This is a genomic window from Streptomyces sp. NPDC033177, from assembly GCF_055577715.1.
The window spans coordinates 258505-284186 of record NZ_JBVIPS010000004.1; the positions used below are offsets into that span (position 1 = coordinate 258505).

25 protein-coding genes and 3 pseudogenes are annotated in these 25682 nt (G+C 69.2%); 17 read left to right on the plus strand and 11 right to left on the minus strand.

Features of this window, described 5'->3' with window-relative positions:
• The first annotated feature begins 35 nt into the window (after positions 1-35).
• Together ACZ5U5_RS16005 and ACZ5U5_RS16010 are read left to right on the plus strand one after the other, a co-directional pair.
• On the plus strand, positions 36-647 hold the full coding sequence (locus tag ACZ5U5_RS16005) for a TetR/AcrR family transcriptional regulator (protein WP_469021522.1): 612 nt from the start codon (positions 36-38) through the stop codon (positions 645-647).
• Positions 644-1093: a DUF6069 family protein gene (locus ACZ5U5_RS16010; RefSeq protein WP_469021524.1), complete on the plus strand. Its 450-nt coding sequence runs from the start codon at positions 644-646 to the stop codon at positions 1091-1093. The genes ACZ5U5_RS16005 and ACZ5U5_RS16010 overlap by 4 nt, the downstream gene beginning before the upstream one ends.
• Before the next feature lie 293 nt (positions 1094-1386).
• Here the strand turns inward: ACZ5U5_RS16010 and ACZ5U5_RS16015 are convergent, their stop codons facing one another.
• Complete coding sequence (locus ACZ5U5_RS16015; RefSeq protein WP_469021526.1) at positions 1387-2385, minus strand: RNA polymerase subunit sigma-70; 999 nt, start codon at positions 2383-2385, stop codon at positions 1387-1389.
• Positions 2386-2554: 169 nt separating this feature from the next.
• On the minus strand, positions 2555-3019 hold the full coding sequence (locus ACZ5U5_RS16020) for a winged helix-turn-helix transcriptional regulator (RefSeq protein WP_469021529.1): 465 nt from the start codon (positions 3017-3019) through the stop codon (positions 2555-2557).
• Positions 3020-3117: 98 nt separating this feature from the next.
• Here ACZ5U5_RS16020 and ACZ5U5_RS16025 point away from each other — a divergent pair, with 98 nt between their 5' ends.
• A complete protein-coding gene (locus tag ACZ5U5_RS16025; protein ID WP_469021531.1) occupies positions 3118-3618 on the plus strand; it encodes a PaaI family thioesterase in 501 nt (166 codons plus the stop codon).
• A gap of 41 nt (positions 3619-3659) precedes the next feature.
• Positions 3660-4381: pseudogene (locus ACZ5U5_RS16030) on the plus strand (NADP-dependent oxidoreductase); the annotation flags it as partial.
• A 24-nt stretch (positions 4382-4405) separates the two neighbouring features.
• Here ACZ5U5_RS16030 and ACZ5U5_RS16035 read toward each other — a convergent pair.
• The 4 genes from ACZ5U5_RS16035 to ACZ5U5_RS16050 form a co-directional block, all read right to left on the minus strand.
• On the minus strand, positions 4406-4795 hold the full coding sequence (locus tag ACZ5U5_RS16035) for a thiol-disulfide oxidoreductase DCC family protein (protein ID WP_469021533.1): 390 nt from the start codon (positions 4793-4795) through the stop codon (positions 4406-4408).
• A 101-nt stretch (positions 4796-4896) separates the two neighbouring features.
• Positions 4897-5748, minus strand: a complete 852-nt coding sequence (locus tag ACZ5U5_RS16040; RefSeq protein ID WP_469021536.1) for an alpha/beta fold hydrolase — start codon at positions 5746-5748, stop codon at positions 4897-4899.
• An 8-nt stretch (positions 5749-5756) separates the two neighbouring features.
• Entirely contained in the window at positions 5757-6374 is a 618-nt protein-coding gene (locus tag ACZ5U5_RS16045) for a dihydrofolate reductase family protein (protein ID WP_469021538.1), read from the minus strand.
• A 212-nt stretch (positions 6375-6586) separates the two neighbouring features.
• The gene (locus ACZ5U5_RS16050) at positions 6587-7570 is read right to left on the minus strand and encodes a helix-turn-helix domain-containing protein (protein WP_469021540.1); all 984 of its coding nucleotides are present in this window, start codon (positions 7568-7570) and stop codon (positions 6587-6589) included.
• Positions 7571-7819: 249 nt separating this feature from the next.
• Here ACZ5U5_RS16050 and ACZ5U5_RS16055 point away from each other — a divergent pair, with 249 nt between their 5' ends.
• From ACZ5U5_RS16055 to ACZ5U5_RS16070, 4 genes and pseudogenes are all read left to right on the plus strand, one after another.
• A complete protein-coding gene (locus tag ACZ5U5_RS16055; RefSeq protein WP_469021542.1) occupies positions 7820-8218 on the plus strand; it encodes a hypothetical protein in 399 nt (132 codons plus the stop codon).
• A gap of 315 nt (positions 8219-8533) precedes the next feature.
• On the plus strand, positions 8534-8917 hold the full coding sequence (locus ACZ5U5_RS16060) for an SH3 domain-containing protein (protein WP_469021543.1): 384 nt from the start codon (positions 8534-8536) through the stop codon (positions 8915-8917).
• A gap of 234 nt (positions 8918-9151) precedes the next feature.
• Positions 9152-9331, plus strand: a pseudogene (locus ACZ5U5_RS16065) (IS5/IS1182 family transposase); the annotation flags it as partial.
• 269 nt (positions 9332-9600) lie between these two features.
• Positions 9601-10149 (plus strand): YciI family protein, encoded by a 549-nt coding sequence (locus ACZ5U5_RS16070; RefSeq protein WP_469021546.1) that lies wholly within the window; start codon positions 9601-9603, stop codon positions 10147-10149.
• A gap of 143 nt (positions 10150-10292) precedes the next feature.
• Here the strand turns inward: ACZ5U5_RS16070 and ACZ5U5_RS16075 are convergent, their stop codons facing one another.
• Positions 10293-10643, minus strand: a complete 351-nt coding sequence (locus ACZ5U5_RS16075) for an ANTAR domain-containing protein (RefSeq protein ID WP_469021548.1) — start codon at positions 10641-10643, stop codon at positions 10293-10295.
• A gap of 205 nt (positions 10644-10848) precedes the next feature.
• Positions 10849-11742, minus strand: a complete 894-nt coding sequence (locus ACZ5U5_RS16080; protein WP_469021549.1) for a helix-turn-helix transcriptional regulator — start codon at positions 11740-11742, stop codon at positions 10849-10851.
• 178 nt (positions 11743-11920) lie between these two features.
• Here ACZ5U5_RS16080 and ACZ5U5_RS16085 point away from each other — a divergent pair, with 178 nt between their 5' ends.
• From ACZ5U5_RS16085 to ACZ5U5_RS16100, 4 genes are all read left to right on the plus strand, one after another.
• A complete protein-coding gene (locus tag ACZ5U5_RS16085) occupies positions 11921-12898 on the plus strand; it encodes an aldo/keto reductase (RefSeq protein ID WP_469021552.1) in 978 nt (325 codons plus the stop codon).
• A gap of 95 nt (positions 12899-12993) precedes the next feature.
• Positions 12994-14022 carry a zinc-binding dehydrogenase gene (locus ACZ5U5_RS16090; RefSeq protein WP_469021555.1) on the plus strand — a complete coding sequence of 343 codons (1029 nt, stop codon included), beginning with the start codon at positions 12994-12996 and terminating at the stop codon, positions 14020-14022.
• A gap of 51 nt (positions 14023-14073) precedes the next feature.
• Positions 14074-14925 (plus strand): aldo/keto reductase, encoded by an 852-nt coding sequence (locus ACZ5U5_RS16095; protein WP_469021556.1) that lies wholly within the window; start codon positions 14074-14076, stop codon positions 14923-14925.
• Between the two features lie 90 nt (positions 14926-15015).
• Positions 15016-15702, plus strand: coding sequence for a flavodoxin (locus tag ACZ5U5_RS16100; RefSeq protein ID WP_469021558.1), 687 nt, complete (start codon positions 15016-15018; stop codon positions 15700-15702).
• 51 nt (positions 15703-15753) lie between these two features.
• Here ACZ5U5_RS16100 and ACZ5U5_RS16105 read toward each other — a convergent pair whose 3' ends face one another.
• Together ACZ5U5_RS16105 and ACZ5U5_RS16110 are read right to left on the minus strand one after the other, a co-directional pair.
• Complete coding sequence (locus ACZ5U5_RS16105; protein WP_469021560.1) at positions 15754-19230, minus strand: DNA polymerase III subunit alpha; 3477 nt, start codon at positions 19228-19230, stop codon at positions 15754-15756.
• Positions 19231-19732: 502 nt separating this feature from the next.
• Positions 19733-20173, minus strand: a complete 441-nt coding sequence (locus tag ACZ5U5_RS16110; protein WP_469021562.1) for an arsenate reductase ArsC — start codon at positions 20171-20173, stop codon at positions 19733-19735.
• Positions 20174-20404: 231 nt separating this feature from the next.
• On the opposite strand from ACZ5U5_RS16110, the gene ACZ5U5_RS16115 reads away from it, so the two are divergent.
• The 3 genes and pseudogenes from ACZ5U5_RS16115 to ACZ5U5_RS16125 all read left to right on the plus strand — a co-directional run.
• Positions 20405-20710: an ArsR/SmtB family transcription factor gene (locus ACZ5U5_RS16115; RefSeq protein ID WP_469021565.1), complete on the plus strand. Its 306-nt coding sequence runs from the start codon at positions 20405-20407 to the stop codon at positions 20708-20710.
• A complete protein-coding gene (gene arsB / locus ACZ5U5_RS16120; RefSeq protein WP_469021567.1) occupies positions 20710-21822 on the plus strand; it encodes an ACR3 family arsenite efflux transporter in 1113 nt (370 codons plus the stop codon). The genes ACZ5U5_RS16115 and arsB overlap by 1 nt, the downstream gene beginning before the upstream one ends.
• Positions 21819-21923 (plus strand): annotated as a pseudogene (locus tag ACZ5U5_RS16125) (NAD(P)-binding protein); the annotation flags it as partial. The gene arsB and the pseudogene ACZ5U5_RS16125, both read left to right, overlap by 4 nt.
• A gap of 300 nt (positions 21924-22223) precedes the next feature.
• Here ACZ5U5_RS16125 and ACZ5U5_RS16130 read toward each other — a convergent pair.
• Complete coding sequence (locus ACZ5U5_RS16130; protein WP_469021569.1) at positions 22224-22592, minus strand: ArsR/SmtB family transcription factor; 369 nt, start codon at positions 22590-22592, stop codon at positions 22224-22226.
• A 354-nt stretch (positions 22593-22946) separates the two neighbouring features.
• Here ACZ5U5_RS16130 and ACZ5U5_RS16135 point away from each other — a divergent pair, with 354 nt between their 5' ends.
• On the plus strand, positions 22947-24344 hold the full coding sequence (locus ACZ5U5_RS16135; RefSeq protein WP_469021572.1) for an NAD(P)-binding domain-containing protein: 1398 nt from the start codon (positions 22947-22949) through the stop codon (positions 24342-24344).
• Positions 24345-24599: 255 nt separating this feature from the next.
• Positions 24600-25490, plus strand: a complete 891-nt coding sequence (locus ACZ5U5_RS16140) for an aminoglycoside phosphotransferase family protein (RefSeq protein WP_469022449.1) — start codon at positions 24600-24602, stop codon at positions 25488-25490.
• The last annotated feature ends 192 nt before the right edge of the window (positions 25491-25682 follow it).

Here is a 25682-nt window from a genome sequence, read left to right on the forward strand (position 1 = left end):
GACGGAGTGAGCACTCACTCCGTAAGCTCGTGGTCATGACAGCACCCAAGGAGAACCAGACCACCCGCCGCCGCGCCCCCGGCATGTCGCCGGAGCAGCGCCGCGAAATGATCATCCGGACCGCGATCCCGCTGATCGCCGAGTACGGCGCCGCGGTGACGACCGCGAAGATCGCCCGCGCCGCGGGCATCGGAGAGGGCACGATCTTCCGGGTCTTCGCCGACAAGGACGAGCTGCTGCAGGCCTGCATTGCCGAGGCGCTCTCACCCGAGCATGCGGTCCGCGAGCTCGACGCGATCGACGTGTCCCAGCCGCTGCCCGAACGGCTCGCGGAGGCGGCCGAGGCGCTGCAGGCGCACATGTCCAGGATGGGCGCGATCCTCGGCTCGCTGGGGCACAGCGGTGGCAAGCACCCCGGCACGGTGCGCGGCGCGGGCCGCGCGGAGTCGACGACCCGCATCCGCGCGGCTCTCGTGGAGCTGCTGGAGCCCGACAAGGCCGCATTGCGCCGACCGCCGGAGCAGATCGCCGCCCTGTTCTTCGGGCTGCTGTTCATCCAGCCGCGGACTGAGGACGAACCCGACCTGACCCCGCAGGAGCTGGTGGAGGTCTTCCTGCACGGGGCTGTCACGGGGGGCGCCAAGTGAGCGCGCCACGAAGGCGCCTGGCGGTGATGGCCGCGGCGGCCCTGGCCCCTGTCACGGTGTGGCTGGTCGTGGACCCGCTGCTGGGGGACCGGGTGCAGATCACCGACGGCGACCAGACGCTCGACATCGGCGCCGGGGCCGTGGTGGTCGTCGCCCTGCTCGCGTCGCTTTCCGGCTGGGGGCTGTTAGCCGCCCTGGAGAGGTTCGGGATGCGGCGCCCCCGCGTCATCTGGACCGCGGTGGCCGGAGCCGTACTCGTCGTGTCTTTCCTGCCGTTGACCGGCGACGGCATGGACGGCCGTACCCGGACCGCTCTGGCTCTGATGCACCTGGCGGTGGCGGCGGTACTGATCCCGGGGCTGGGCGGCAGCTCCCCCGGGCGGCATTCGGTGCAGCCAGGAGGTGACCGGCAGCACCAAGTAGGCGGCGAACAGCACCAGATGTAGGCAGCAGAGGCAGTCAGCCTCGCTGGAGCGTTACGCGGCCGGGGATCGCCCTCAAAAGCGCCAATCACGAGGGAGATGAGGAGCGAGGGCTGGTGGGCGGGCCCGAAGCCCGCAGAGGCGGACCCTCGCGCGAGATCGCCGCGCCGGCCGCCATCGGGCGCAGACGCCCGTCCACCGGCCACTCGCCCACCACCCACGGCTGCGAACGCCTCTTGCGACCCCGCCGCGAGCACCGCGACGCAAGCGCCACCACTCACCCCAAGCGCCTGTACCGGGCCGACTCCGCACCGGGCCTACTCCGTACCGTCCATCGGCAGGCGCTCCGGCAGCCCGATCCGCGGGAACTGATCGTCGTGGAACGTGATGATCTCGCTGATCGCCCCGTCGGTGACCCGCAGGACGTCGATCGTCAGCGGCAGGTACGCACCCTCCGGCTTCTGCCAGAGGTAGAAAGCGACGGCGGGCTGCCGGTTCACCGAGGTGAGGATGGCGCGCAGGCCCTTCATACCCTCGAAGCCACCCTTGACCCAGTCATCCACGACCGCGTCGCGGCCGACCTGGATACCCGGCGTGGGCGGCATCGAGCAGCGGACGTCGTCCGCCAGCATGGCGGCCAGCCGGCCGACGTCCGTGGCCACGCTCGCGTCCGTATAGCGGCGCACCAGCTCGCGCGTCCCGGCGTCCTGATCGCCGACGGTCCAGTCCTGCCGCTCGGCCGGCAGGTGTTCCCGCATGCCGGCGCGGGCCCGCTGCAGCGCGCTGTTGACGGAGTTGACGGAATCCCCGAGGGCTTCCGCGACGTCCTTCGCCGGCCAGCCGAGCACATCCCGCAGGATCAGCACGGCCCGCGGGCGCGGCGCGAGGTGCTGGACCGCGACCAGGTACGCCAGTTCGATCGTCTCCCGCGCGACCGCGACGGTCTCCGGCTCGTCCGCGTTGCCCGCGGGCAGCTCGTCGAGCAGCCGGTCCGGGTAGGGCTGCAGCCACAGCACCTCGCCGCCGGTCGCAGGCTCAGGGCGACGCTTGGCGAGCAGATCCAGGCAGGCGTTGGTGGCGATCCGGTACAGCCAGGCCCTGAACGTCGACCGCCCCTCGAAGGTCTCCCGGCGCCGCCAGGCACGGAGGAACGTCTCCTGCACGGCATCCTCGGCGTCCTCGAACGACCCGAGGATCCGGTAGCAGTGCACGTGCAGCTCCCGCCGGTGCCGCTCCGCCAGCCCCGAGAACGCCGGCTCGTCGACCTCGCCCAGATCCCTCACGCCCAGCTCCTTCAGCCACGTGTCCGCGCTCATCACGTCATCCTTCCGCCGCGTCGTGTCCTGTCGTACGTGTGACGCGTGTGGGCGCGAAAACTCATCACTGGGGGCGAACTCGCCGCACGTTTCCGTTCCAGGCGTTGAGGGAGGCGGCGCGGCGCACTCGCTGGGGCAGGGGGTCCCGTCGCGGACCTCGATCGAGGTGTCAGCGGCTTCGGGCGCCGGGGCCCAGCCGGGCGGTGACATCCCTGGGGGTGAGGGCGGAGTGTTCCGCGGAGCACTCGACGACGACGCGGACCGGGGCGTCGCAGTCGGTGTGGCGGACGTCCAGTACCGGGCCCTCGGAACCGAGGGCGTACGTCTCGCCCCACTGGCTCAGGGCCATCAGGACGGGCCAGAGGTCCCAGCCCTTGGGTGTCAGGCGGTACTCGTTGCGTGAGCGGCTACCCGGCTCCTGGTAGGGGACTGCCGTCAGAATGCCGGCGGAGACCAGCTTGCGGAGACGGTCGCTGAGGACGGCCTCCGACAGACCGATGTGGCGGTGGAAGTCGTCGAAGCGGCGGACTCCGTTCACCGCGTCCCGCAGGATCAGCAACGTCCACTTCTCCCCGACCACGTCTAGCGTGCGCTGGACGGGGCAGTTCTCCGTGCTCGCATCAAGCCACTTCATCACGCCATTGTAGGGGTCTGGCTTCGCCGTTGACAGTCAGCAGTACGCAGGGCTAGCTTCACTTGTAAAAGCCAGATGGAAGGTGAAGGTGCTCGACCGTGGGACGTACGCGTACGTATGACTGGGATGACCCCGAAACCCTCGCGGAGGCCGCGACCCGCATGGCCGGCATCGACTTCCTGCGAGAGCTGCAGGCAGGGCGGCTGCCGGGCGCCCCCATCAGCCGAACCGTCGACTTCAGCCTGGACGAAGTGGAGCCCGGCAGGGCGGTCTTCTCGCTGACACCGGGCGAGGAGCACTACAACCCGATCGGCAGCGTGCACGGCGGCGTCTACGCCACCCTGCTCGACTCGGCGGCGGGCTGCGCCGTCCAGTCCACGCTCCCGCTCGGCACGGCGTATACCTCACTCGATCTGACGGTGAAGTTCCTGCGGCGGATCACCGCGGACACAGGCCCGGTGCGCGCCATCGGCACGGTGGTCAGCAAAGGGCGCCAAACCGCCCTCGCCCAGGCGCAGTTGCTCGACGGCACGGACCGTCTGCTCGCCCATGCCACCAGCAGCTGCATGCTCTTCCCGGTGCCGCCCGCACGGGGGTGAGGAGGGTGCGGTGGCCTCCGCCTCGCGACCGGAGACCCATGGAGGCGTTCATGCCGTACGAGCTCCCGCTCATCCTGGCAACGACCTCGCCGGGGAAGCCGTCCAGGTGGGCGCGGCCGTCGCCCGGTACACGGTCGGCGACGATGTCTACGCACGGCCGGACAAGGACCGCATCGGCACCTTCGCCGAACTCATCGCCGTCCACCAGGACGACGTGGGGCTCAAGCCCGCCACGCTCACCATGGCGGAAGCCGCGTCGCTGCCACTGGTCGCCCTGACCGCCTGGCAGCTCCTGGTCGAGCGGGCGCACGTACAGCCGGGCCAGAAGGTTCTCGTCCACGCGGGTGCCGGCGGCCTCGGCAGCATTGTCATCCAGCTTGCGAAGGCGCTCGGAGCGCACGTCACCGCCACCGCGAGCGCCACCAGGGCCGACCTCGTCAAGGAGCTCGGCGCGGATCTCGTCATCGACTACCGGCCGCAGGATTTCGTGACAGCACTCGACCACGACTACGACGTCGTCCTTGACAGTCTCGGTGGCGACAACCTGGCGAAGTCCCTGCAGGTACTCAAGCCGGGCGGCCTGGCCATCAGTGTCGCGGGCCCGCCCGACCCGGCCTTCGCCCGCGAGCTGGGCGCAAACCCCCTTCTTCGCCTGGCGATGAGCGCCCTCAGCCTCAAGACCCGGCGTCAGGCCAAGCGGCGCGGCGTGACGTACTCGTTCCTGTTCATGAAGGCCAGCGGCGACCAGCTGCGCGAGCTCACCTGGTGTGAGGGCCCCGAACAACAACTACCGCCCTGGTGGCCGGGATCCCCGTAGAGCGCAAGCCGCTGTCCCGCCCGGCAAGCGATGACGATTGTTGGCGACCAAGCGGTAAACGCCGTGGGCGGCCCAGCGCAGAGGGGGCAGTGTCAGCAAAGCGCCCAGCACCGACCACACTCGGCCCGCACTCAGGAGCGCCTTCGCCACGGCCTGGGAACCTCCGTACACGGTCCCCGCCGGAGTCACCCACAGCACCTCGTACTCGGCTCGTTCCTGGAGGACACCGAGCGCTTCCAAGTCCGCGAACTGCCAAGGGATGATCTCGCAACGGGGCCGGACACGACGCTCGACGAACTTCACCGAGGTAGTACAGAAACCGCAGTCTCCATCGAAAACAAGCACAGGCTGGATCCTCATGCCTCCAGCATGATGCGCTCCCATGACAGGCGCGGCGGAGCCATCGCCGGGCAACCCCGGCGGTGCCGAGAAACTGGACCGGGCCCTCGTCGTGCCCGAGGTCAGGGAATCTGCCCGAGCGCGAGCATCGCCTCGGCAACCTCGCCAACCACCGCATCGGGGATCGCAGTGGCAGCCTCCTCGAGAACGAGCAGCTGTGCCCCGGGGATCTCGCGCGCGAGAACCTCGCCGTTGCCGACGGGGAAGAACGGGTCGCGGCGGCCGTGGACGACGAGGGTGGGGGCCTCGATCTCGGGCAGGCGCTCGCGCCAGCGGGGCTTGCAGTTGAGCCGGGAAAACACCATGCCCATCTGGTTGGCCATCTGGAGCGGGGGTGTGGTGCCGGGCGTGCGGTCCCAGATGCGCGCAGCGATTTCGCGCGCGGCGACGGGGTCGTTGCCGAGGATTTCCGCGCCGGTGGCCGCGAACTCAGCAACCGCCTCGCGGTCGCTCCAATCGGGCATCGGGCGCGCGAACAGCTTGCTCATCGTCGCCTGATCATGGTCGGGGAGGTCATCGTCGAGTGGGCCTGGGGCAACCGCGCGGGTGCCGACCAGGGTGAGCGCCGAGAACGCGCCCGGATGGTCGAGCGCGGCCACCTGGGCGACCATCCCGCCGACACCGATCCCCGCGAGGTGCGCAGGCTCCCCGCCGAGCGCGGCAGCAAGAGCCGCCGCGTCGGCGGCGAGGCTGCGCAGGGTGTAGGTGGGCGCTTCTGGGTCCGCAGTCGTCGACTCCCCACTGTCGCGCAGGTCGTAGCGCACCACATGGCGCCCACCCGCGGCGAGGCGCTCGCACAGCGCGTCGGGCCAGGAGAGCATGGTCGTTCCGCCGACGAGCAGAACGAGTGGTGCGTCGTCGTCACCGAACGACTCAATGCCCAGGGCGACCTCATTCGCTTTCACAGTGGTCATCGGTTCACTCACCGGGAAACGTCGTAGGTCAGGTGTGTCGCCGTCGATGTCGCGGTCACGCTTCGCTGCACCAGTGTGTGTGCCGACCCGCCGGTGAACAGTGGTGTCCCGGCACCCAGTACGACGGGCGCGAGGTGCAGTGTCAGTACGTCGACCAGCCCTGCGTCGAGCGCTGAGCGGATGGTGGCGCCGCCGCCCATCAGGACGACGTCGAGGTCCTTGCCGCTGCCCGAGGCTGCCGCCTCGGCTCGCTTGCGTGCGGCGGCGACGGCGTCGGGCAGACCGGTGGGGACGAACGTCCAGTCGAGGTTGGTCGTCCGCACCGACTTCGGCGGCGAGCTCGTCACGACGACGAACGCGGGTTTGCCGACCTCGCCCGCACCGTAGCCCGTCGTGTCGTCCCAGCCACCCGGTCCGTCGACGATGTCGAAGAGGTGACGGCCGAGGACGACGGCGCCCGAGCGGGCGGTTCCCTCGCGCAGGAACCGGCGGTCGTCAGGATCATCGGAAAACGCCCACGTGTGCAGGGCCTCGCCACCGGTGCCCAGACCGTTGTCCGGCCCGGGGGCCGGCCCGGTGACGAAGCCGTCGAGTGAGACGGAGATGTCGGCGACGATGCGAGTCATATCAGGGCAGACTCGATCCGTCGCCCAAACTCATCGCTCGCGCAGGGATCGCGTGGTGAATGTGACGGCGACCAGCACGAGACATGGCGGTACGTCGGAGGGTGCTGAGTAACTGCTGGTCTCACGGGCAGAGAAGCGTGTGTGTGGCACGCACCCCCGGTCGTATGTGCCTGACCTGCCGCCCAGAACGCCAGCAACTCCCAACACACGTCCTAGACGCGGGCCTCTTCCAGCAGACCTGCCGCATGTGCGGTCCGCTGGTACAACACGTAGCGCCCGTCTCTGACCTTGGTAACGAGGCGTGCGCGGTGCAGGGCGCTGAGGTGGTAGGAGACGGTGCCTGGCGTGCATCCGATCCGGGCGGCGAGTTCTGCGGTGGACCGGGCGGTTTCGAGGTCCGCCAGTAAGGCTGCTCGGGTGTTGCCGACCACTTGCGCGATCCTTCCGGGCCTGTGGTCCCGGCCGGCCCCGATCCGCTGGGCGGGGTAGTAGAGGACGAACTGCCCGGGGGTGTCGACCTGGATGACGATGTCGGGCCAGTTGAGCACGCCGGGGGCGAGGACCAGGTCCTGGCCGGTGACATCGATTTCGGCATCCCACGGCGTGGCGAGGGTGACCGCGTCGCCTGCCCACGCCATGTCGGGGTGAAGTGCTCCGAGCGCCCGGCCGACGCCCTGGGTGACGATGGTCGTCGCGCGGTGGGCGATGTCCTGATCAATGATCGAGCGGAGTTCGGGCCAGCCGTCGGCCAGGGCATCGCGCCAGAACCGGGCGAGACCGTTGGCGAGATGGCGCTGCATCCGCCCTGACTCCGCGATCCGGCGGGTGGCGGTCGGCAGCGGCCTGTTCCAGTGGGTCCGGGTGTGGGTGAAGACCTGGGTCTCAAGGTCGTCCTGCGCTGCGGCCTCGATCTGCGCGATCTGCTCGTCGATCAGGTCACGGCGCTGCGCGTCCGTTCCCGGCTGCGGGGTAAGCAGGTCAGGTATGTAGGTGTCGCCGTTCTGCGGCAACAGGCCCGCGAGCAGGGCAACATCGGGATGAGCGAGTGACGCGCGGGCGAGTGGTCCGGGATCTCCGAAGACCGGGTGCCGTCTCGACGCGGCGGTGAGTTTCAGCCACGCCATGGACTCCGACGCGGGGGAAGGGGCCAGCCGCGTCCTGGACAGTGTGTCGGCGTCTACACGCAGGGTGAGCACCGCCCCGACGCTAGCAGTCGTCGCGAGGGATTTGAACAGGCTCGAATGCTTTCCGGCGTGAAGCCCACGCGTGCTTGAGTCGTGTTGCCGAACAACGGCAGCAACGTTCACCGCCCGGTCTGAGGCGGTCGCCTTCGTACGACGGTGAGGTTGCGTACCCGGCACTCGAGAAATCTGGGAGCGGTTGTGATGGGGAAGTTGAAGGACATATCGAAGGTAAGGAACCGCACGAGGAAGGTCGGCGTAGCCGTGACCGCAGCCGCGTCGGTTGCCGGGATGGTCTTCGCGGCGACACCCGCCACCGCCGCCGACTACCCCATCAGCGAGTTCTCGATCGTGTACGGGGCGAGCTACTACAAAGGCAAGGCCACCTTTTACAACCGGTCGGTCGACGTCAAGGGAGCTTTCAAGGCCAGCAACTGCCGACGGGTCTACGCGGAGGCGTACATCGGCACCACCCCACTGGGCTGGAACAACAGCAGCAGCTGGTGCAACCGATCCGGGCCGGCGAACTTCACCCTTGAGGCGAACGTCGTCGGTGGGGCCGACCACATCTGGGTCTACATGACCGACGAAAACCTGAACTACCTCAAGGGACAGACCTGCTACCGCGGCTACTACTACTGCGTCGACGGCCTGCACCACTAGATGACCGTCGTGCCGCGCATAGGACCATTGTCGGCCAGCTCGGCCTTTGACCAGATCCTGGTACCAGCGGGGAAAATCCTCCGCCTACGGGGAGCACTTCAAGGCCATTGACATACGGACTCCCCAACTGGAACGGGCCACTTCTTCGTTCCAGTTAAAGAGTTCTAGTGTGTCAGGCGGCTGATTGCCCCGAGGGCGCCAACGCCGTGCGCGGCTCCGGTGTCTTTGAGCGGTGACACCGCTCGGCCAGGCCCGGGTCTGCTCCTACGTACGTGTTCCGCACCCAGAACCGACCACGCAAGGGGAATCGATTCCATGACCGTCACAGCAGCACGCCGCACCATGTCACCGCGTCGCTCCGCCGCCCGCACGGCGGCCGTGGCGGCCCTGTCCGCCGCCGCGCTCCTCGGCGGCGGTCTCACGGCTCAGGCCGCCGCACCCGCCCGCACGACGGGCGCGGCTGTGGAGCTCGCGCCGGCCGGTGTGCTCGCGACCAAGTGCTACTACAGGGTCAACGCCAGCGGCGGTCTGTTGATCCGCAGCGGTCCCGGCACCAGTTACCGGGTCGTCGGGTCCTACCGCAACGGCTCCACAATCCTCGCGTCGGTGTCCACCACCAACGGCTTCCGCAACGTGGGCACCAACCGCTGGGTCTCCGCGGTGTACCTCGTCCGCATCACCAGCTATCCCTGCGAGTAACAGGGACCTGCGCCGAGGACACCGTTCCCCAGCCCTTCAACAGGCCGCCGACCGCCGGAAATCCCTCCGGCGGCCGACGGCCCGTCCGCTGCCTACCACCGGCCTCCGAATTCATCACTGAGCTTCTTCGAGTTGGCCACCGATCGGGTGATGAGCCGTGAAGCGCAACGAGCGAGCCCCCCGGGCTGTTGATCGAGATGTCTGACGTCTCAATCACGTTGCCCGGGGGCCTCGTTGGTCATCCATCCTGCCGCACTCGACCTGCCGCATGCACTTGTGGAGTGGGTGACCATGCTGATCATCACCCGTGAGGGCGACCGGCGCTGCAAGCTCCGCCCGTCCCAGCGCGCGATGGTGGCACTGGTGTACCTACGCGAGCACACCACGCTGGCGGAGATCGCCGTCGGCCTCGGCCAGGTGTTTGTCCATACCGCCACCATGTTTTTTGACGACTGCGTCGGCTTCCGGCTGGACCTGAGCGCTGGTCATCGCGGTGTGGAAGCGGCGCAGGAGCTGGCCGGATTGCCGATGGGCCGTGCGGCGGCGCGGGTGACTCCTCTTCCTTCTGTGCCGCCGGCGATCGGCACAGTTGCGGGCGAGATGTTGCCTCACACGGGGCGCGTCGGCATCGTCGTGAAAAGCCGCTTGCAACTGTCGGCTCGGGTTGGGAAGGCTCCCTGGTCATGGAGTTCTTCTGCTACCACCGTGACCGTCCCGGCTCCCTCGCGTTGCGCGAGGAGTTGACGGAGGAGCACTGGTCCTACATGGACCGGTATGCGAAAGAGCTGATCGCTCGCGGCCCGACCTTCGCCGATGACGGTGAGACGCCCACCGGCAGTGTGCACATCGTCGACCTGCCCGATCCCGCCGCTGCCCGCGCGTTCGCCATCGACGAGCCCAACTATCAGGCAGGCGCGTATCGGGACGTGCTGGTGCGCCGGTGGCGCAACCTGCTGGGGCGGACCATGTGGGACTTCGACGGTGGCCGGACCGGTGGCGATCGGTACCTGGTGCTCGGTCTCGGCGAGGGCTCGGCCGCCGATCTCGAACTGCCGTTTGGCTCGGATGAGTTGATCGCGTACGGGCCTTTGCTGTCCGACGGCGGCGACACCTGGGTGGGCACAGCGGTGCTGCTCAGGGCCCCGAATCCGGACGCGGCACGTGCCGTTCTGACGTCGGACCGGTACGCGGACATCGAGGTGCACAACTGGGAGTTCGGTGGGCGGCGATGAGCTTACGAGCGGCCTGAGCCGGGCGCGCCTTCTGGCCCGGCTCAGACATCCTCCCAGCCATCCGCCAGGCAGCCTCCACACATCGTCGGCTCACACTGCTGCACCACGGCCGGCGTGCCTGCCGTAACCGGCAAGGCGGACGGTCACGCGCCGTCCGCCGGCTTGCTGTTGGACTGCTGTTGGCCGAGTTGGCGCTCCAGCTCGCTGCGGAGCTGTTCGGCGAGCTGGCCCGTGCGCCCCCACGTGACGATCTGTTGGGAGACATCGCTCAGTTTGGTGTTGGTACGCATCGAGACTTCGCGGAGGATGACCCACGCATCGTCTGGGCTCAGCTGCCCCAGCGCGATGACCACGCCGATCGCTTGGTCGACCGTCGCGTGGGACCACACGGCCTGCTTCAACTGCTCGACCTCGTCTTGCAGATCGATGACCGTCTCGGACTCGTCGGCTTGGGGCGGGGGAGTGCGCTCAACGCGGTTCCCGTCAGTGGACAAGGCAAGCCCTCCGGGGACTGGGGATGGTGCCCTGCCCACAGAGTTCCCGTTGATCATGGAGAGCGCAACCGTGCCCCGTCCGGCCCCTGTACACCGCCCCTCGGGGTGGTCGAAGTGGTTCACAATGCCGTGTACACGACGTCGTGAACAGCGAGAGACCGGTCGGCGAGCAGACTCAGCGCCAACGGCGGCTGTGGGGCAGCAGTCAGTTCCTGGGGGATGAGGTGCTGGGGTTCGCGACTGACGGCGCGGTCATGTCGAGCAGGAGCAGGGCGTCGTGGTCGGGGGTGCCGGGCTCGGCGGTGTAGACGCCGATGCGTTGGCCGGGGGTCCCCTCCACGTGGAGGGACTGCGAGGTGAGGGTGATCGTTCCGACCTGGGGGTGCTGGAACGTCTTGTGGGCGGGCTTGCGTCCGGTCACTTCGTAGCGCTCCCACAGGCCGGCGAAGTCGGGGCTCTTGAGGAGGAGTTCGCCGACGAGCTGGGTGAGGTCGGGGGCATCGGGTGCGGTACCGGCGATGGCGCGCAGGCGGGCGACGCACGCGGTGATCTGGCGGTCCCAGTCGGGGAAGAGATCGCGTGCGGCCGGGTGCAGGAAGAGGTACCGGGCGAGGTTGCGGTGCTTGACGGGCCAGTCGTCCAGGCCCGCGTAGAGGGCGAGGCCGCCGGGATTCCACGCCAGCACGTCCATGCTGCGGCTGATGACGTACGCCGGGTTCGGGCGCAGGGACTCGAGCAGCAGCTTGAGGTGGGGGCGCACCGTGCGGCTGGGCGCGGGTGGGGGCTCGGCGACGTAGCGGGCGGCGCGGGCGGCGAGCTCGCGCAGGTGCTGGTGCTCCTGCTCGTCCATGTGCAGGGCGCGGGCGAGCGCGTCAAGGACGGCGGGGCTGGGGCGGGTCTCCTTGCCGCGCTCCAGGCGTACGTAGTAGTCGATGCTGATGCCGGCGAGGGTGGCGAGTTCCTCGCGGCGCAACCCGGGGGTGCGGCGTACGCCGGCGCCGACGGTGAGACCGACGTGGTCGGGGCTGGTCTGGGTGCGGCGGGCGCGCAGGTAGCGGCCCAGCTCGGCGCCCTCGCTGGGTGCGCTCGTCGATGCCATGGCTCCAGTCTCACTCGCCGGGTACCCGCCGCGCACCGGCGAGGGGGGCCCTGTCATTACCCCTGAAGAGCCCGCCCTGCCACATCACCGCACTCCGGGCGAAGCTGAATGAGCAAGACGCCGACACCCCGCGTGACGATCAGGATGTCGGGCGACGCCACGATACGAAGAGGGCGAGATGCGCTACATCAAGCTGCGTGACCTGGAAGTTTCCCGTGTCGGGCTCGGCGCCATGGGCATGTCCCACGGCTACACCGGCTCCGGCACCGATGACGCGGAGTCGATCAGGACCGTGCACCGGGCGCTGGAGCTGGGCGTCACGCTCATCGACACCGCCGAGATCTACGGCCCGTACACGAACGAGGACCTGCTCGGCCGGGCGCTGAAGGGCCGCCGGGACCAGGCGGTGCTCGCCACGAAGTTCGGTCTTGTCTCCCACGGCAGCGAGGGCGCCTGGAACCTGGACTCTTCCCCGGCGAACATCCGCACCGCGGTCGAGGGCTCTCTCAAGCGCCTCGGCACCGATCACATCGACCTGTACTACCAGCACCGCGTCGACCCGAACACGCCGATCGAGGAGACCGCCGGGGCCGTGAAGGAGCTGATCGCCGAGGGCAAGGTGCGTGCCTTCGGGCTCTCGGAGGCCGGGCCGGACACGATTCGCCGCGCCCACGCCGTCCAGCCGGTCAGCGCGGTCCAGTCCGAGTACTCCCTGTTCACCCGCGGGATCGAGGAGCGGATCCTGCCGGTGCTGCGGGAGCTGAACATCGGCCTTGTGCCGTTCTCCCCGCTGGGCCGCGGGGTCCTGACCGGGACCGTACGCTCCACCGACCAGTTCGACGAGAACGACTTCCGTCGCGGCAACCCGCGCTTCACCGGCGAGAACTTCCGGCGCAACCTCGCCCTCGCCGACGAGGTCAAGGCCCTTGCCGACGAGGCCGGCGCCACGCCCGGACAGGTGGCGCTGGCCTGGCTGCTCGCCCAGGGCGACGACATCGCCCCGATCCCCGGCACCAAGCGCGTGGCCCGGGTCGAGGAGAACACCGCGGCGGACGCTGTCTCGCTGACCGCGGAGCAGCTGGAGAGGCTCTCCAGCCTGCCTCCCGCCGTGGGCGCCACCCACACCGAGGCCCAGGCCCGAATGCTCGAACGCTGACCCAGCCCCCAGCCCCCAGCCCCCAGCCCTCTGGCTCTGCCCTGGCTCTGCCTCGTTCGCGGCCGGACCCACCCCCCGTTTGGAGCAACCCCCTCATGCGTGCAGCAGTGATGTACGGAGCCGGCGACGTCCGCGTCGAGGACCGGCCCGACCCGAAGATCGCTGACCCGTCCGACGCGGTTGTTCGCGTGGTCGCCTCCTGCGTGTGCGGCAGCGACCTTTGGCCTTACGCCTCGATGCCCGCCGCCGATACCGGCCGCCCCATGGGCCACGAGTTCCTCGGCGTCATCGAGGAGACCGGCGCGGACGTGACCGCCGTGGCCCCCGGTGACCTGGTCGTCGCGCCGTTCACGTACAGCGACAACACCTGCGACTACTGCGTCAAGGGCCTGCACATCTCGTGCCGCAACGGCGGCCGGTACGGCCTCGACGGCGTCGATGGCGGCCAGGGCGAAGCCGTCCGCGTCCCCTACGCGGACGGCACCCTGGTGAAGCTGCCGGTGGCCGCCGACTCCGCGTTGCTGCCCTCATTGCTGGCGCTGTCGGACGTGATGACCACCGGCCACCACGGTGCCGTCACCGCGGGCGTCGACCGCGGTGACACGGTGCTGGTGGTCGGGGACGGCGCGGTCGGCCTGTGCGCGGTCATCGCCGCGCACCGGCTCGGGGCCGAGCGGATCGTGCTTGCAGGACGCCACACCGCCCGCACCGGCCTGGGCCGCGAGTTCGGCGCCACCGACGTCGTCGCCGAGCGTGGCGAAGAGGGCATCGCCCGCATCCACGAGCTGACCGGGGGCGTCGACAAGGTCATCGAGGCCGTCGGCACCCGTCCGGCCCTCGACACCGCCCTCGGAGCGGTCCTGGACGGTGGCACCATCAGCCGCCTGGGCGTCCCCCAGTACGAGCAGGGACCGATCGGCCCGGCCGCGTTCATGCGCAACCTCACCCTGACCGGCGGCGCCAGCCCCGCCCGCGCCTACATCGAACACCTGCTGCCCGACGTCCTGGACGGCTCCATCGCCCCCGGTCGCGTCTTCGACGAGGAGTTCGCCCTCGACCGGACCCCGGACGCCTACCGGGCCATGGCCGACCGGCAGGTCCTCAAGGCCCTCATCCGCCCCTGACCCACCGCCCCGACGGCTACCCCCACCGGCACAGCGAAGGACACCCCACTCATGCAGACCGTCACCCTGAACAACGGCGCCGAGATGCCGCTCCTCGGCTTCGGCGTCTACCAGATCCCCGCCGAGGACACCGAGCGCGCAGTCTCCGAAGCCCTTGCCGCCGGCTACCGGTTGCTGGACACCGCCGCGGCCTACGGCAACGAAGAAGCCGTCGGCCGCGCCCTCAAGTCCAGCGGCATCCCGCGCGAGGACCTGTTCGTCACCACCAAACTGTGGGTCCAGGACGCCCCCGCCCAGGACCACACCCGCCGCGCGTTCGAGACGTCCCTGACCCGGCTGGGCCTGGACCACCTCGACCTGTACCTGATGCACCAGCCCTTCGGTGACGTCTACGGCCAGTGGCGCGCGATGGAGGACCTCAACCGCGAGCGCCTCGCGAAGTCGATCGGTGTCGCCAACTTCTACCCCGACCGCCTGGTCGACCTGATCGTCAACAACGAAATCACCCCGGCCGTCAACCAGATCGAGACCCACCCCTTCTTCCAGCGCGCCGACTACCAGGACCTCATGCGCGAACACGGCGTGCAGATCCAGTCCTGGGGCGGCTTCGCCGAGGGCAAGAGCGACCTGTTCACCAACCCCCTGCTCGCCCAGATCGGCAAGGAGTACGGCAAGACCGTCGCTCAGGTCGTTTTGCGCTGGCTCACCCAGCGCGGAGTCATCGCGATCCCCAAGTCCGTTCGCGCCGAGCGCATGGCCGAGAACATCGACGTCTTCGACTTCCGTCTCACCGACGAGCAGATGGCCCGGATCGCCACCCTCGACACCGGTAGTTCCCTGTTCTTCGACCACCACGACCCCGAGATCGTCACCTGGCTCGCCAAGCGCCGCCTGGACGCCTGACCGACGTACCTCCAGTGGGTGAGCGACTGGTCGAGGGCCATCCGGCCCTCGCTCCACCCCCGTTCGTACGGCCCGATGAAAGGAAGCGCCATGCTCCCGCAGGACCGCACCCCCGCCCGGCGCCGGACGATCCTGCGCGCCGCGCTGCTGACCGCAACCACCGTCATCACCACGCCTCACCTCACCGGCTGCTCCTCTGAGAGTGAGCAGCAGCCCCCGGAAAGAAGCCGCACGCCGGGACCGACGCGGAGCGCCAAGGCCCGCGGCAAGGTGCTGCTCGCGTACTTCTCCCGGCCCGGCGAGAACTACTACTACGGGGAGCGCACCGACCTGAAAGTCGGCAACACCGAGGTCATGGCCCGCAAGATCCGCGACCTCATCACCTGCGACGTGTATCGGATCGAGCCCGTCGACCCCTACCCGCAAAGCTACGACGCGACCGTCAAGCGCAACGTCCGCGAACAGGAGGCCGACGCCCGCCCCGCCATCCAGGGACGACTGCCTGACCTCGACGGCTACGACACGGTGCTGCTGGGCAGTCCCATCTGGAACGTCCGCGCACCCATGATCATGACGACGCTCACGGAGCAACTCGACTTCACCGGCAAGACCGTTGTGCCGTTCACGACCCATGCCATGAGCGGCCTGGGCACAACGGAACGCGATTACGCAGCCTCATGCCGCGGCGCCGCGTTCTCCCAGGGGCTCGCCATCCAGGGAGAAAAGGTCGGACAAGCGGACCGCGCCATCAGGGCCTGGCTGACCGGCCCCAGGTGACCCACGCTTCGCCGGCCCCACAGGGATGCACATCGTTGTCTCACAAGGTGCCTAGCGATCCGACGAACCCGGCGAGCGGTGGCCCAGGCGGTGTAGGTCCGCCGCGCGGCTTCCCGCGGGCTGGAGGTCGGACCACGCGGACAATTTCGCGCCTGCGGTGCCGTCGTCGAGGGTGCGGGCCGTAGTCGTCCGGCCGCCGTCGCGGGCGGGGGTCGGTGCGGGTGTGGTGTGCCCCAGGAGGTCGAGGGCGGCTTGTGGGCCGTGGTCCCGGCGGGCGGCTGCGACCGTTTCCAGATCCCATACGACCTGGCCGACCACGGTCCGGCGCGCACCGCGCGCCTCCACTGTTCCCTGCACCAGCAACAGGCCCGAATGAAAGATGGTGTGGGCGCACGCCGCATGGGAGTCCTCGAAGAAGGCCAGATCCACCAGCCCAGACCCGTCTTCCAATGTCACGAAGATGACGCGCTTGCCGGAGGGGATGGGCGGGGTCTGGGTGGACGCGCGCACCCCGGCCACCAGGACCTTCTGTCCGGGGTGCAGGCGCTTGAGGTGGGCGGCGTCGGTGGCGCCGAGTTCGCGCAGCAGCCGGTGATGGTGCTCCATCAGGTGCTGTGAGACGTCGATCGCGAGGACGTCGAGTTCGGCGCTCATCCGTTCGCGGCTGCTCATCTCGCGCAGCCCGCTGGGCTCCGCGCCCACCAGGTCACCGCCCAGCGCGAGTTGCCCGTCGGTGGTGGCGCGGTTGCGGGTGTGCCGGTGCAGCTCGCGGGCCTGCAGCAGCAGGTCCCGGCGGGTCAGTGCGCCCTTGGTGGCATCGAGGGCGCCGATCTGGATGAGCCGCTCGGCGATCGGCAGTGAGGGCCGGGCCCGCTGCCAGAAGTCCTGCAGGGAGACGTAGGGCTGGTGGGCGGCGATCCGGGTCGCCTCGGCCTCGCTGATTCCCTTCACCGTGGACAGCGCCAGGCGCACACCCAGGCCGCCCGCGGTGTCTTCAACCCGGTGTTCGGTGTGGGAGCGGCTGATGTCCACGGGCAGTACGGGCACGTGATGGCGGCGGGCGTCGGCGACGATGACCCGCATCGGCCACATCCCCGGATCGTGCTCCAGCAGCCCCGCATACAGGGCAGCCGGGTGGTGGGCCTTGAGCCAGGCCGACTGCACCGCCGGCACGGCGAACGCCACGGCGTGTGCCCGGCAGAAACCGTACGCGCCGAACTCCCGGATCGTGGACCAGACTTCGTCGACCACCCGAGGGTGGTAGCCGCGCTGGCCGGCCGCCGCCTTGAACCACGCCTCCACACCAGGAAGCCGCTCGGGATTGGCCAAGGCGCGGCGGGCGATGTCCCCGGCGGCGCGGTCGCAACCGGTCATCTTCGCGAGGATCGCGATGATCTGCTCATGCCAGATCACGACGCCCATCGTGTCGTCCAGGATCGGCTCCAGATCAGGGTGCGCATAGTGCGGGGCCGCGCCGTGGCGGGCGGCGATGAAGCGGGCGGGCATGCCGCCCTTGACCGGTCCGGGGCGAAAGAGGCTGATGTCGGCGATGACGTCTTGCATGTGCCGGGGCTGCAGCCTGCCCACGAGATCCATCTGGCCGGGCGACTCGATCTGAAAGCAGCCGATCGTGTCCGAGCGGCGGATCATCGCGAAGGTGGGCTCGTCGTCGAGGGGGACGTGGTCTGGGTTGTCGAGGTCCAGGAGCTTGCCGGTGGTGCGGTGGATCTCGGTGACCGCGTGCGCCATCGAGGACTGCATCCGCACCCCCAGTACGTCCAGCTTGAGCAGGCCCAGGTCCTCTACGTCCTCCTTGTCGGCCTGCAGCATCGGGTAGTTGCCGCCCGGGGTGGGCTGCACCGGCAGCCGGTCCAGCAAGGCGGCGTTGGAAAGGATCACGCCGCACGGGTGCATGGCGTAGCCGCGCACCAACGCGTCCAGGCCCTCGGCCACTTCGAAGAGCTGCCCGAAATCTTCCTTCCGGGCGCTGAGTTGGCGTAGCTCGGGCAGCTCGGCGAGCGCGGAGCGGATGTCGCAGGCCCGGATGTGCGGAAACGACTTGGCGATCTCGTCGACGGTCTGCGGGGCGATGCCCAGCGCGAGGCCGGTGTCGCGCAGGGCGTGGCGGGCGCGGTAGGTCTCGGGCATGCCGGTCACCGCGACCCGCTCCCGCCCGAATCTTTCGAAGATCTTGTCGTAGACCTCCAGGCGGCGTGCGGACTCCACGTCCAGGTCGATGTCGGGCAGTGAGGTGCGCCGCTGGGACAAGAAACGTTCGAACAGCAGCCGGTGCTCCAGCGGGTTGGCGGTGGCCACGAACAACGCGTGATTGACCATGGACCCTGCTCCGGAGCCGCGGGCGGCGACCCGCACGCCCATGGCGCGCACATCGGCGACGACTTGGGCGACGGCCAGGAAGTAGCCCTCGTAGCCGAGCCGGCCGATGACATCGAGCTCGTGGTCCAGCTGCCGCAGCGCGACGGCATCCTCATCCAGGCCTCGGGCGAGCATGCCGGCCTCACAGCGTCGGCGCAGCAGTCGCATCGGGCCGCCGCGCGAGCGGTCGGCGCCCACCACGTGGGGTTCAGGGAAGTGTGCCCGGCCCATCCCCAGGCCGGTTGCGGTCAGGGTGCACGAGGCGGCGGTCGCCTCGGTCTCGGCGAGCAACGCGGCCGTCCGCTCACTGCCGTGCCCGGCCGCCGCGGCGATCCGCGCGGCGACCTCGCTCATCTCGCCGGGCCCTTTGAGCCACCGCCCTCCGCCGTCCAGGCCGCGCCGGTCGATCGGCCGCAGCAGCCGGGCCGCATCCAGTACGTCGGCGAGCCGGTGCTGGGCCGGGTCGGCGTAGCGGACCGCGCCGGAGACCACGACCGGCACGCCCAGCTCATCGCCCAGCTGCACGGTGCGCGCCGCCAGCCGCAGCGAGCCCGCGCCGGTGCCGCTGCGGCCCAGGTCGACCGCCTCCAGCCGCAGCCCCGGCCCCGCGATCACTCGCCACGGTGCAAGCAGCTGCTCGGCCCGGTCCGGGCGTCCGGCCATCAACGCCGCGGCGGGCTGCGAGGACGGTCCAAGCAGCACCACCAGGCCATCACCCAGGTACTCCTCCAATACCGGCCACGGCGCGAGAGGCACCCCGCCCACCGGCGAGGCATGCGCGGCCGACACGATCCGGCACAGCCGCGCCCAGCCCCCCACGTCCTGCGCGAGCAACGTCACCCGCCAGCGTGCCTCCACCACATGCGCGCCTCCACGCACCGGTACGCGCCGCCGCCCGGCCCCGGGCTCCGCCACGGAGACGGGAGCGACGCCAAGATCGACGCCGAACAGGGGCCGCACCCCGACGCCGTCCGCGGCTTTCGCGAAGCGGACCGTCCCGGCCACCGTGTCGCGGTCGGTCAGCGCCAGGGCGCCGATGCCGCGCTCGGCCGCTCGACGCACCAGAGCGTGGGGGAGCGAGGCGCCGTAGCGGGGGGAGTAGCCCGAGGTGACGTGGAGGTGGGAGAAGTGGGGGAACGGCGAGGTGCTCACGCTCCCACCTCCGATCCACGAGACATCATTCAAGCCAGATGGCTCGATCTGTCATCAATGTATCGAACATAAATCGAACATGGCGAGTGGTGTTTGCCTGCCCTGGCTGTGGCAACCGGTGAAGCCCCCGAATTGAGCTCGACCTTCACCCTGCGCTATCGGAGGGCGCACCTGACGTGTCGGTTCACTGACCTGGTTAGAAGGGGGGCGACGTGACCACCGAGGCTGCGCACCGCGGCTGGGGGCTGGTGGGTCTGCCCTAACCGTCAGTCGGGAGGGGAGCGTTGTTCGCAGGCGCTGCATACCCCGAAGTGAGCGCCACAACGGGTGAGCGGCGCCAAGTGGCGTGCACAGTGGGACCAGTTGGGTCTGAGCGCGATCGTCGGCAGGGGCCGCTGATCTCACGCGAAGACCTGCAGGGTGTGCATGCCTGCGCCGAGGAGCGGAACTGCCCGGATGGCTTCGAGTGGCTCGGCAGGCTCACGCTGGTTCTTGACGATCGTCAGCGGGCGGGTGGCTGAGCACGCGTGTCGTGCCTGGCGTCGATTTCGGCGATCAAGGCCTCGATGCGCGTCCTGATCTCATCGCGGATCGGGCGCACGGCCTCCACGCCCTGGCCCGCGGGGTCTTCCAGCGCCCAGTCGAGGTACTTCTTGCCCGGGAAGATCGGGCAGGCGTCGCCGCAACCCATGGTGATGACGTAGTCGGACGCCTGCACGGCCTCGGTGGTAAGGATCTTCGGCTTCTGGTCGGCGATCTCGACACCGACTTCCTGCATGGCCTGGACCGCGGCCGGATTGACCCGGTCGCCGGGGGCGGAGCCCCCGGAGCGGACCTCGATTCGGTCGCCCGCAAGGTGGTTGAGGAATCCGGCGGCCATCTGCGAGCGCCCCGCGTTGTGGACGCAGACGAAGAGTACGGAGGCCAGGGGAGAGGTGGTCATCGTTGAGGCTCCTTCGTGGGGATGTGCGGTCAGCAGGGCGGGGGGAAGTTGGGAGCGGCGGGCGTTCAGGTGCTGGAAGGGGGCCGGCAAGGTCGGCGATGTGCGCGTCGCCCCCATCGCGGATGGCGCGTACGACGGCGATGGGGTGCCGTTGGGTCCGGGCCGACTCTACGAGTCATACAGTTCAGCCCGGACTGGCATCAGCGCAGAGTGATGTGACAATATCAGTCCATGCTGACTTCAGTCGATGCTGATGTGATCCGAGTCCTGGGTGACCCGCTCCGTCTGCACATCGTGACCCTGCTCGCCCAGGAGACGCTGTGTACGACGCACTTGGTGGAGGAGACCGGCGCCAAGCAGACCAACCTCTCCAATCACATGAAGGTGCTGCGCGAGGCCGGCCTGGTGGAGACCGAGCCATGCGGCCGCTTCACCTACTACAAGCTGCGCCCCGAGGTCCTGGCCTCGGTCTCTGAGCACTTCGCCGAGCTGGCCGCCTCCGCCCGTACCGCCGCCGACAACAAGAGGGCCTGCTGATGAGCCGCACGGAGACCCTCCCGCAGACGAACCAGGGCGGGCCGTCCGGCGAGGGCATCGTCGCCAAGCTCTCCACCCTCGACCGGTACCTGGCCGTATGGATCCTGCTGGCCATGGCCGTCGGCCTCGGCCTCGGGCGGCTCATCCCGGGCATGAACGACGCGCTGGCGAAGATCGAGGTCGGCGGCATCTCTCTGCCGATCGCGCTCGGTCTGCTCGTGATGATGTACCCGGTCCTTGCCAAGGTGCGCTACGACAAGCTCGACACAGTCACCGGCGACAAGAAGCTGATGGCATCGTCGCTGGTCATCAACTGGATCGTCGGCCCCGCCGTCATGTTCGCACTGGCCTGGATCTTCCTTCCCGACCTGCCCGAGTACCGCACCGGACTGATCATCGTCGGCCTCGCCCGCTGCATCGCCATGGTCATCATCTGGAACGACCTGGCCTGCGGCGACCGGGAAGCCGCCGCCGTCCTGGTCGCGCTCAACTCCGTCTTCCAGGTCATCGCCTTCGGCCTGCTGGGCTGGCTCTACCTCGACCTGTTGCCGGGCTGGCTGGGCCTGGGCGACGGTGAGCACCTCGACATCTCCATGTGGAAGATCGCGCTGAACGTCGTCATCTTCCTCGGCGTCCCGCTCCTGGCCGGATTCCTCACCCGCCGCGTGGGGGAGAGGAAGCTGGGCCGCCAGAAGTACGAGGCCGACTTCCTTCCCAGGATCGGCCCGTGGGCCCTGTACGGGCTGCTCTTCACCATCGTCATCCTCTTCGCCCTGCAAGGGAAGACGATCACATCGCAGCCGCTGGACGTCGTACGGATCGCCCTGCCGCTGCTGGTGTACTTCGCCGTCATGTTCTTCGGGACCTTCTTGCTGGGCAAGGGACTTGGCCTGGCCTACGACCGCACCGCGACCCTCGCCTTCACCGCGGCGGGCAACAACTTCGAGCTCGCCATCGCGGTGGCCATCGCCACCTTCGGCGTGACCAGCGGCCAGGCCCTGTCCGGCGTCGTGGGTCCGCTCATCGAAGTCCCGGTGCTGATCGGCCTGGTCTACGTGGCTCTGGCCTGGCGCAGGAAGTTCAGCGCCCAAGCGCTGACCACGGCCCCGTGACGCACCAGGCAAGCGTGGTGGTCATCGGCGGCGGGCAGGCAGGGCTCGCCGCCGGCTACCACCTGCGCCGCCTCGGCCTGGACTTCGTCATCCTCGAGGCCGGTCCGCCGTGCGCGATCCCGCTCATGGTGTAGCTGTTCCACCCGGTGGAGGCTGATCAATTCGAGCTGCCCCCGCCGACGTTGCCTCCGTACGGTCCTCACACCCCCCTGCCTCCATGACGTCGATCATTTTTGATCACGCCAAGTGAGGTGGAGAGTATGCCGGTTCACATGCAGCGTCTGGCACTCCAGAAAAATGCCAGAGGTCACCCCAGGTCATCGCCGCCGTCGCGGTCAAGGAAGGCCGGGACGACTGGCAGGGCAAGGGCTGCTGCACGCCCTCGATGGTTGTCGGCGCGGTCAGGGCGCGGCGGCTGCGGGGGTCAGTAGCTGCCCCATCGCGGCCAGCACGGACGGCTCGACGCGGTAGTAGACCCAGGTGCCGCGCCGCTCGGAGGTGAGCAACCCGGCCTCCTTCAGCTTCTTGAGGTGGTGGGAGACGGTCGGCTGGGAGACGCCGACGTCGGAGATGTCGCACACGCACGCCTCCCCGCCCTCATGCGAAGCCACGGCCGAGAACAGGCGCAGGCGTACCGGATCGCCGAGTGCCTTGAACATCCGCGCGGCCGTTTCCGCCTCATCTGCGTTCATCGGCCGTTCGGTGAGGGGCGGGCAGCACGGCTCGACGCCCTGCGCCTCCAGGAGCGGCAACACCTTTGCATTCGACATACGTCTATGTTGACACACGTCGAAGCAATGGCCCAGAGGGGCAATGCCCCGGCTGCGTGTGGCGGACGCGGGCCGCTAGGTGTCGGGCGACGCGCTGCTACTCCAGCCCTACGTGGGCGAGGTGCGGCACCGTGAGGGAGGTGCTGTCACGGTGCCGTCCCGCCGGGGCACTTTGGAGCCCACGGTCGAGTGGAGGCCGACTGGTTGCCACCGATGACCGCGGCATCGAGCTGCTCCAAGACGATCTCCTAAGGCCCCTTGTTTCGATAATGGTCTATGTTGACGTCTATCGAAACAGGTGACATGCTGGCCGCGCAAGTCATCGACAGGTGTCGAAACAACGAGGGAGTCGCCATGAGTGAGCCGTCCGAGCCGACCGCCCACGCGTCCACCACCGCCCTGCCCACCGTGGTGATCGGAGCCGGTCCCATTGGGCTGGCAGCCGCCGCGCACCTTGTCGAGCGCGGTCTTGAGCCGCTGGTCCTCGAAACAGGGGCGTCGGCGGGCAGCGCGGTGCGCGAGTGGAGTCACGTACGCCTCTTCTCCACGTGGGCCGAGGTCGTCGACCCTGCCGCCGAAAAGCTCCTGGCGCCCACCGGCTGGTACGCGCCCGACGGCGCTACCTACCCGACCGGTGGCGAGTGGGCCTCCCGCTACCTGCAGCCGCTGGCCGATGCCCTGGGCGAGCGGGTCCGCTTCGGCGCGACGGTCACCGGAGTCTCCCGCCTGGGCCGCGACCGGATCGTCGACGCCGACCGCGACCGGCAGCCCTTCACCGTCCACATCACCTACGCCGGCGGCCGCGAGGAGCGCATCACCGCGCGCGCCGTCATCGACGCCTCCGGCACATGGTCGACGCCCAGCCCGATCGGCGGCGACGGCCTGCCCGCGCTCGGGGAGAAGGCCGCCGCCGACCGCATCTCCTACCGCGTACCCGACCTCAAGGATCCAGCCGTACGCGCCCGTTACGCGGGCAAGCGCACTGCCGTCATCGGCTCCGGAGCCTCCGCTTTCACCGCGCTCGCCTACCTGGCCGACCTCGCCAAGGACACCCCCGGCACCCACGCCGCATGGGTGCTGCGCCGCGGCGTCGGCGGCACCACCTTCGGCGGCGGCGAAGCCGATCAGCTTCCGGCCCGCGGCGCGCTTGGGCTCGCCGCGAAGGCGGCTGTCGACGACGGCCACGCCGACGCCATCACGGGCTTTCGCACCACCGCCGTAGAGAAGACGGGTGACCAGCTGACCCTGGTCTCCGAGGACGGCCGCCGCCTCGACCCGGTCGACGAGGTCATCGTCCTCACCGGCTTCCGCCCCGACCTCTCCTTCGTCTCCGAACTGCGCCTGGGCCTCGACGAGCGCCTTCAGGCCCCCATCGGGCTCGCCCCGCTGATCGACCCCAACGTCCACTCCTGCGGCACCGTCTACCCCCATGGTGTGGGCGAGCTCTCCCACCCGGAGAAGGACGTCTACCTCGTCGGCATGAAGTCCTACGGCCGCGCCCCGACCTTCCTGGCCATGACCGGCTACGAGCAGGTTCGCTCCATCGCCGCCGCCCTCGCCGGAGACCAAGAAGCCGCCGAGCGCGTCGAACTGACCCTCCCGGAGACCGGAGTCTGCGGCGGCGCGGGCCTGTTCGACGAGTCCGAAGCCGAGCAGGAGCAGAAGCCGAAGCAGGACGGCGGCGGCTGCTGCGCGGCGCCCTCCACCCTGCAGATCGAGGCCGGTGCGCCGTCCTCGTCCGGCAGCTGCTGACCCGATTCCCCGCACGCGTCGGCTGTTTCGGAGCCGAAGGGGTAGATCCCGGCGCCGGCGTTCAACTGCGGCGAGGTGAGCTTGCAGCCGCAGCCGCAGCTATGGCGCGGGGCGACCAAAGCGGTTGTGACGCCTGGAGGCCGCAAATCTCAGTTGATCTGGGCTCTGGCGTCTGAATACTGGCTCTCGTGATCGTTGATCTGGTTTGTTCTCCGGCGATTCAACTGGACTAGTGGAGGGCCCCCGAGATTGACCATGCACGAAGACCAAGTGGACGTGACGGCCGAGATCGTTGCGACCTTGATCCAACAACAGTTCCCTCAGTGGAGCAGCAAGGCGATCCAGCCCCTGTCGTCGACCGGGACGGTGCACGCCATCTTCCGCATCGGGCATGACCTCTCCGCGCGTTTCCCGCTGCGTCTGGCCGATGCTGCCGAGGCGCTGGCGGTTTTGGAACGGGAGGCCCAGGCGAGCGCGGAGCTGGCTCAGGTGTCCCGGTTTCCAGCCCCAGAACCCGTGGCTTTGGGGAAGCCTGGAGGGGGTTACCCCATGCCGTGGTCGGTGCAGACCTGGGTGCCGGGAACTATCGCCCTTGATGCCGACCCGAGTGGGTCGCACGCTTTTGCCCAGGACCTTGCGGTCTTCATCACAGCCTTGCGGGGCGCCGAGACGCGGGGGCGACGTTTCAGCGGCGAAGGGCGTGGCGGCGTTCTCGCTCACCACGACGACTGGATGGCGAAGTGCTTCGAGGAAAGCACGGCACTGCTCGACGTGCCCCGGCTGCGCCAAGTATGGAGCCGCTTTCGGGAGTTGCCGCGCACGGGTGCCGACGTGATGAGCCATGGTGACTTGATTCCCGGCAATGTCCTGGTCGCGGGAGACAGGCTCGGTGGCGTACTCGACACCGGCGACTTCGGCCCGGCCGACTCGGCGCTGGATCTGGTCAGCGCCTGGCACTTGTTGCAGTCGGGGCCGCGGGAAGTGCTCCGGCGGACCCTGGCCTGTGACGACCTGGAGTGGGAGCGCGGCAAGGCGTGGGCGTTCGAGCAGGCGATGGGTGTCGTCTGGTACTACATCGAGAGCAACCCGCCGATGAGCAAGATGGGACGCCGGACACTCGCCCGCATCCTGGAATCGGTGGAGTGACGCCGCCCGACCGTAGACCTTCGTAGAACCTGCCTGCTAGAGACGATCGCTTGCCGACCCAAGCGACAACAACATCAGCAGGGCGGCCGCTTCCGTTGAGCTGTCTGCTTGGATTCGGGCATGGGTAACGGTAGCCACGAGGATTCAGGTCTCTCCAAGAGCACCTGGAGCGACGCAGATTTCGAAGACATG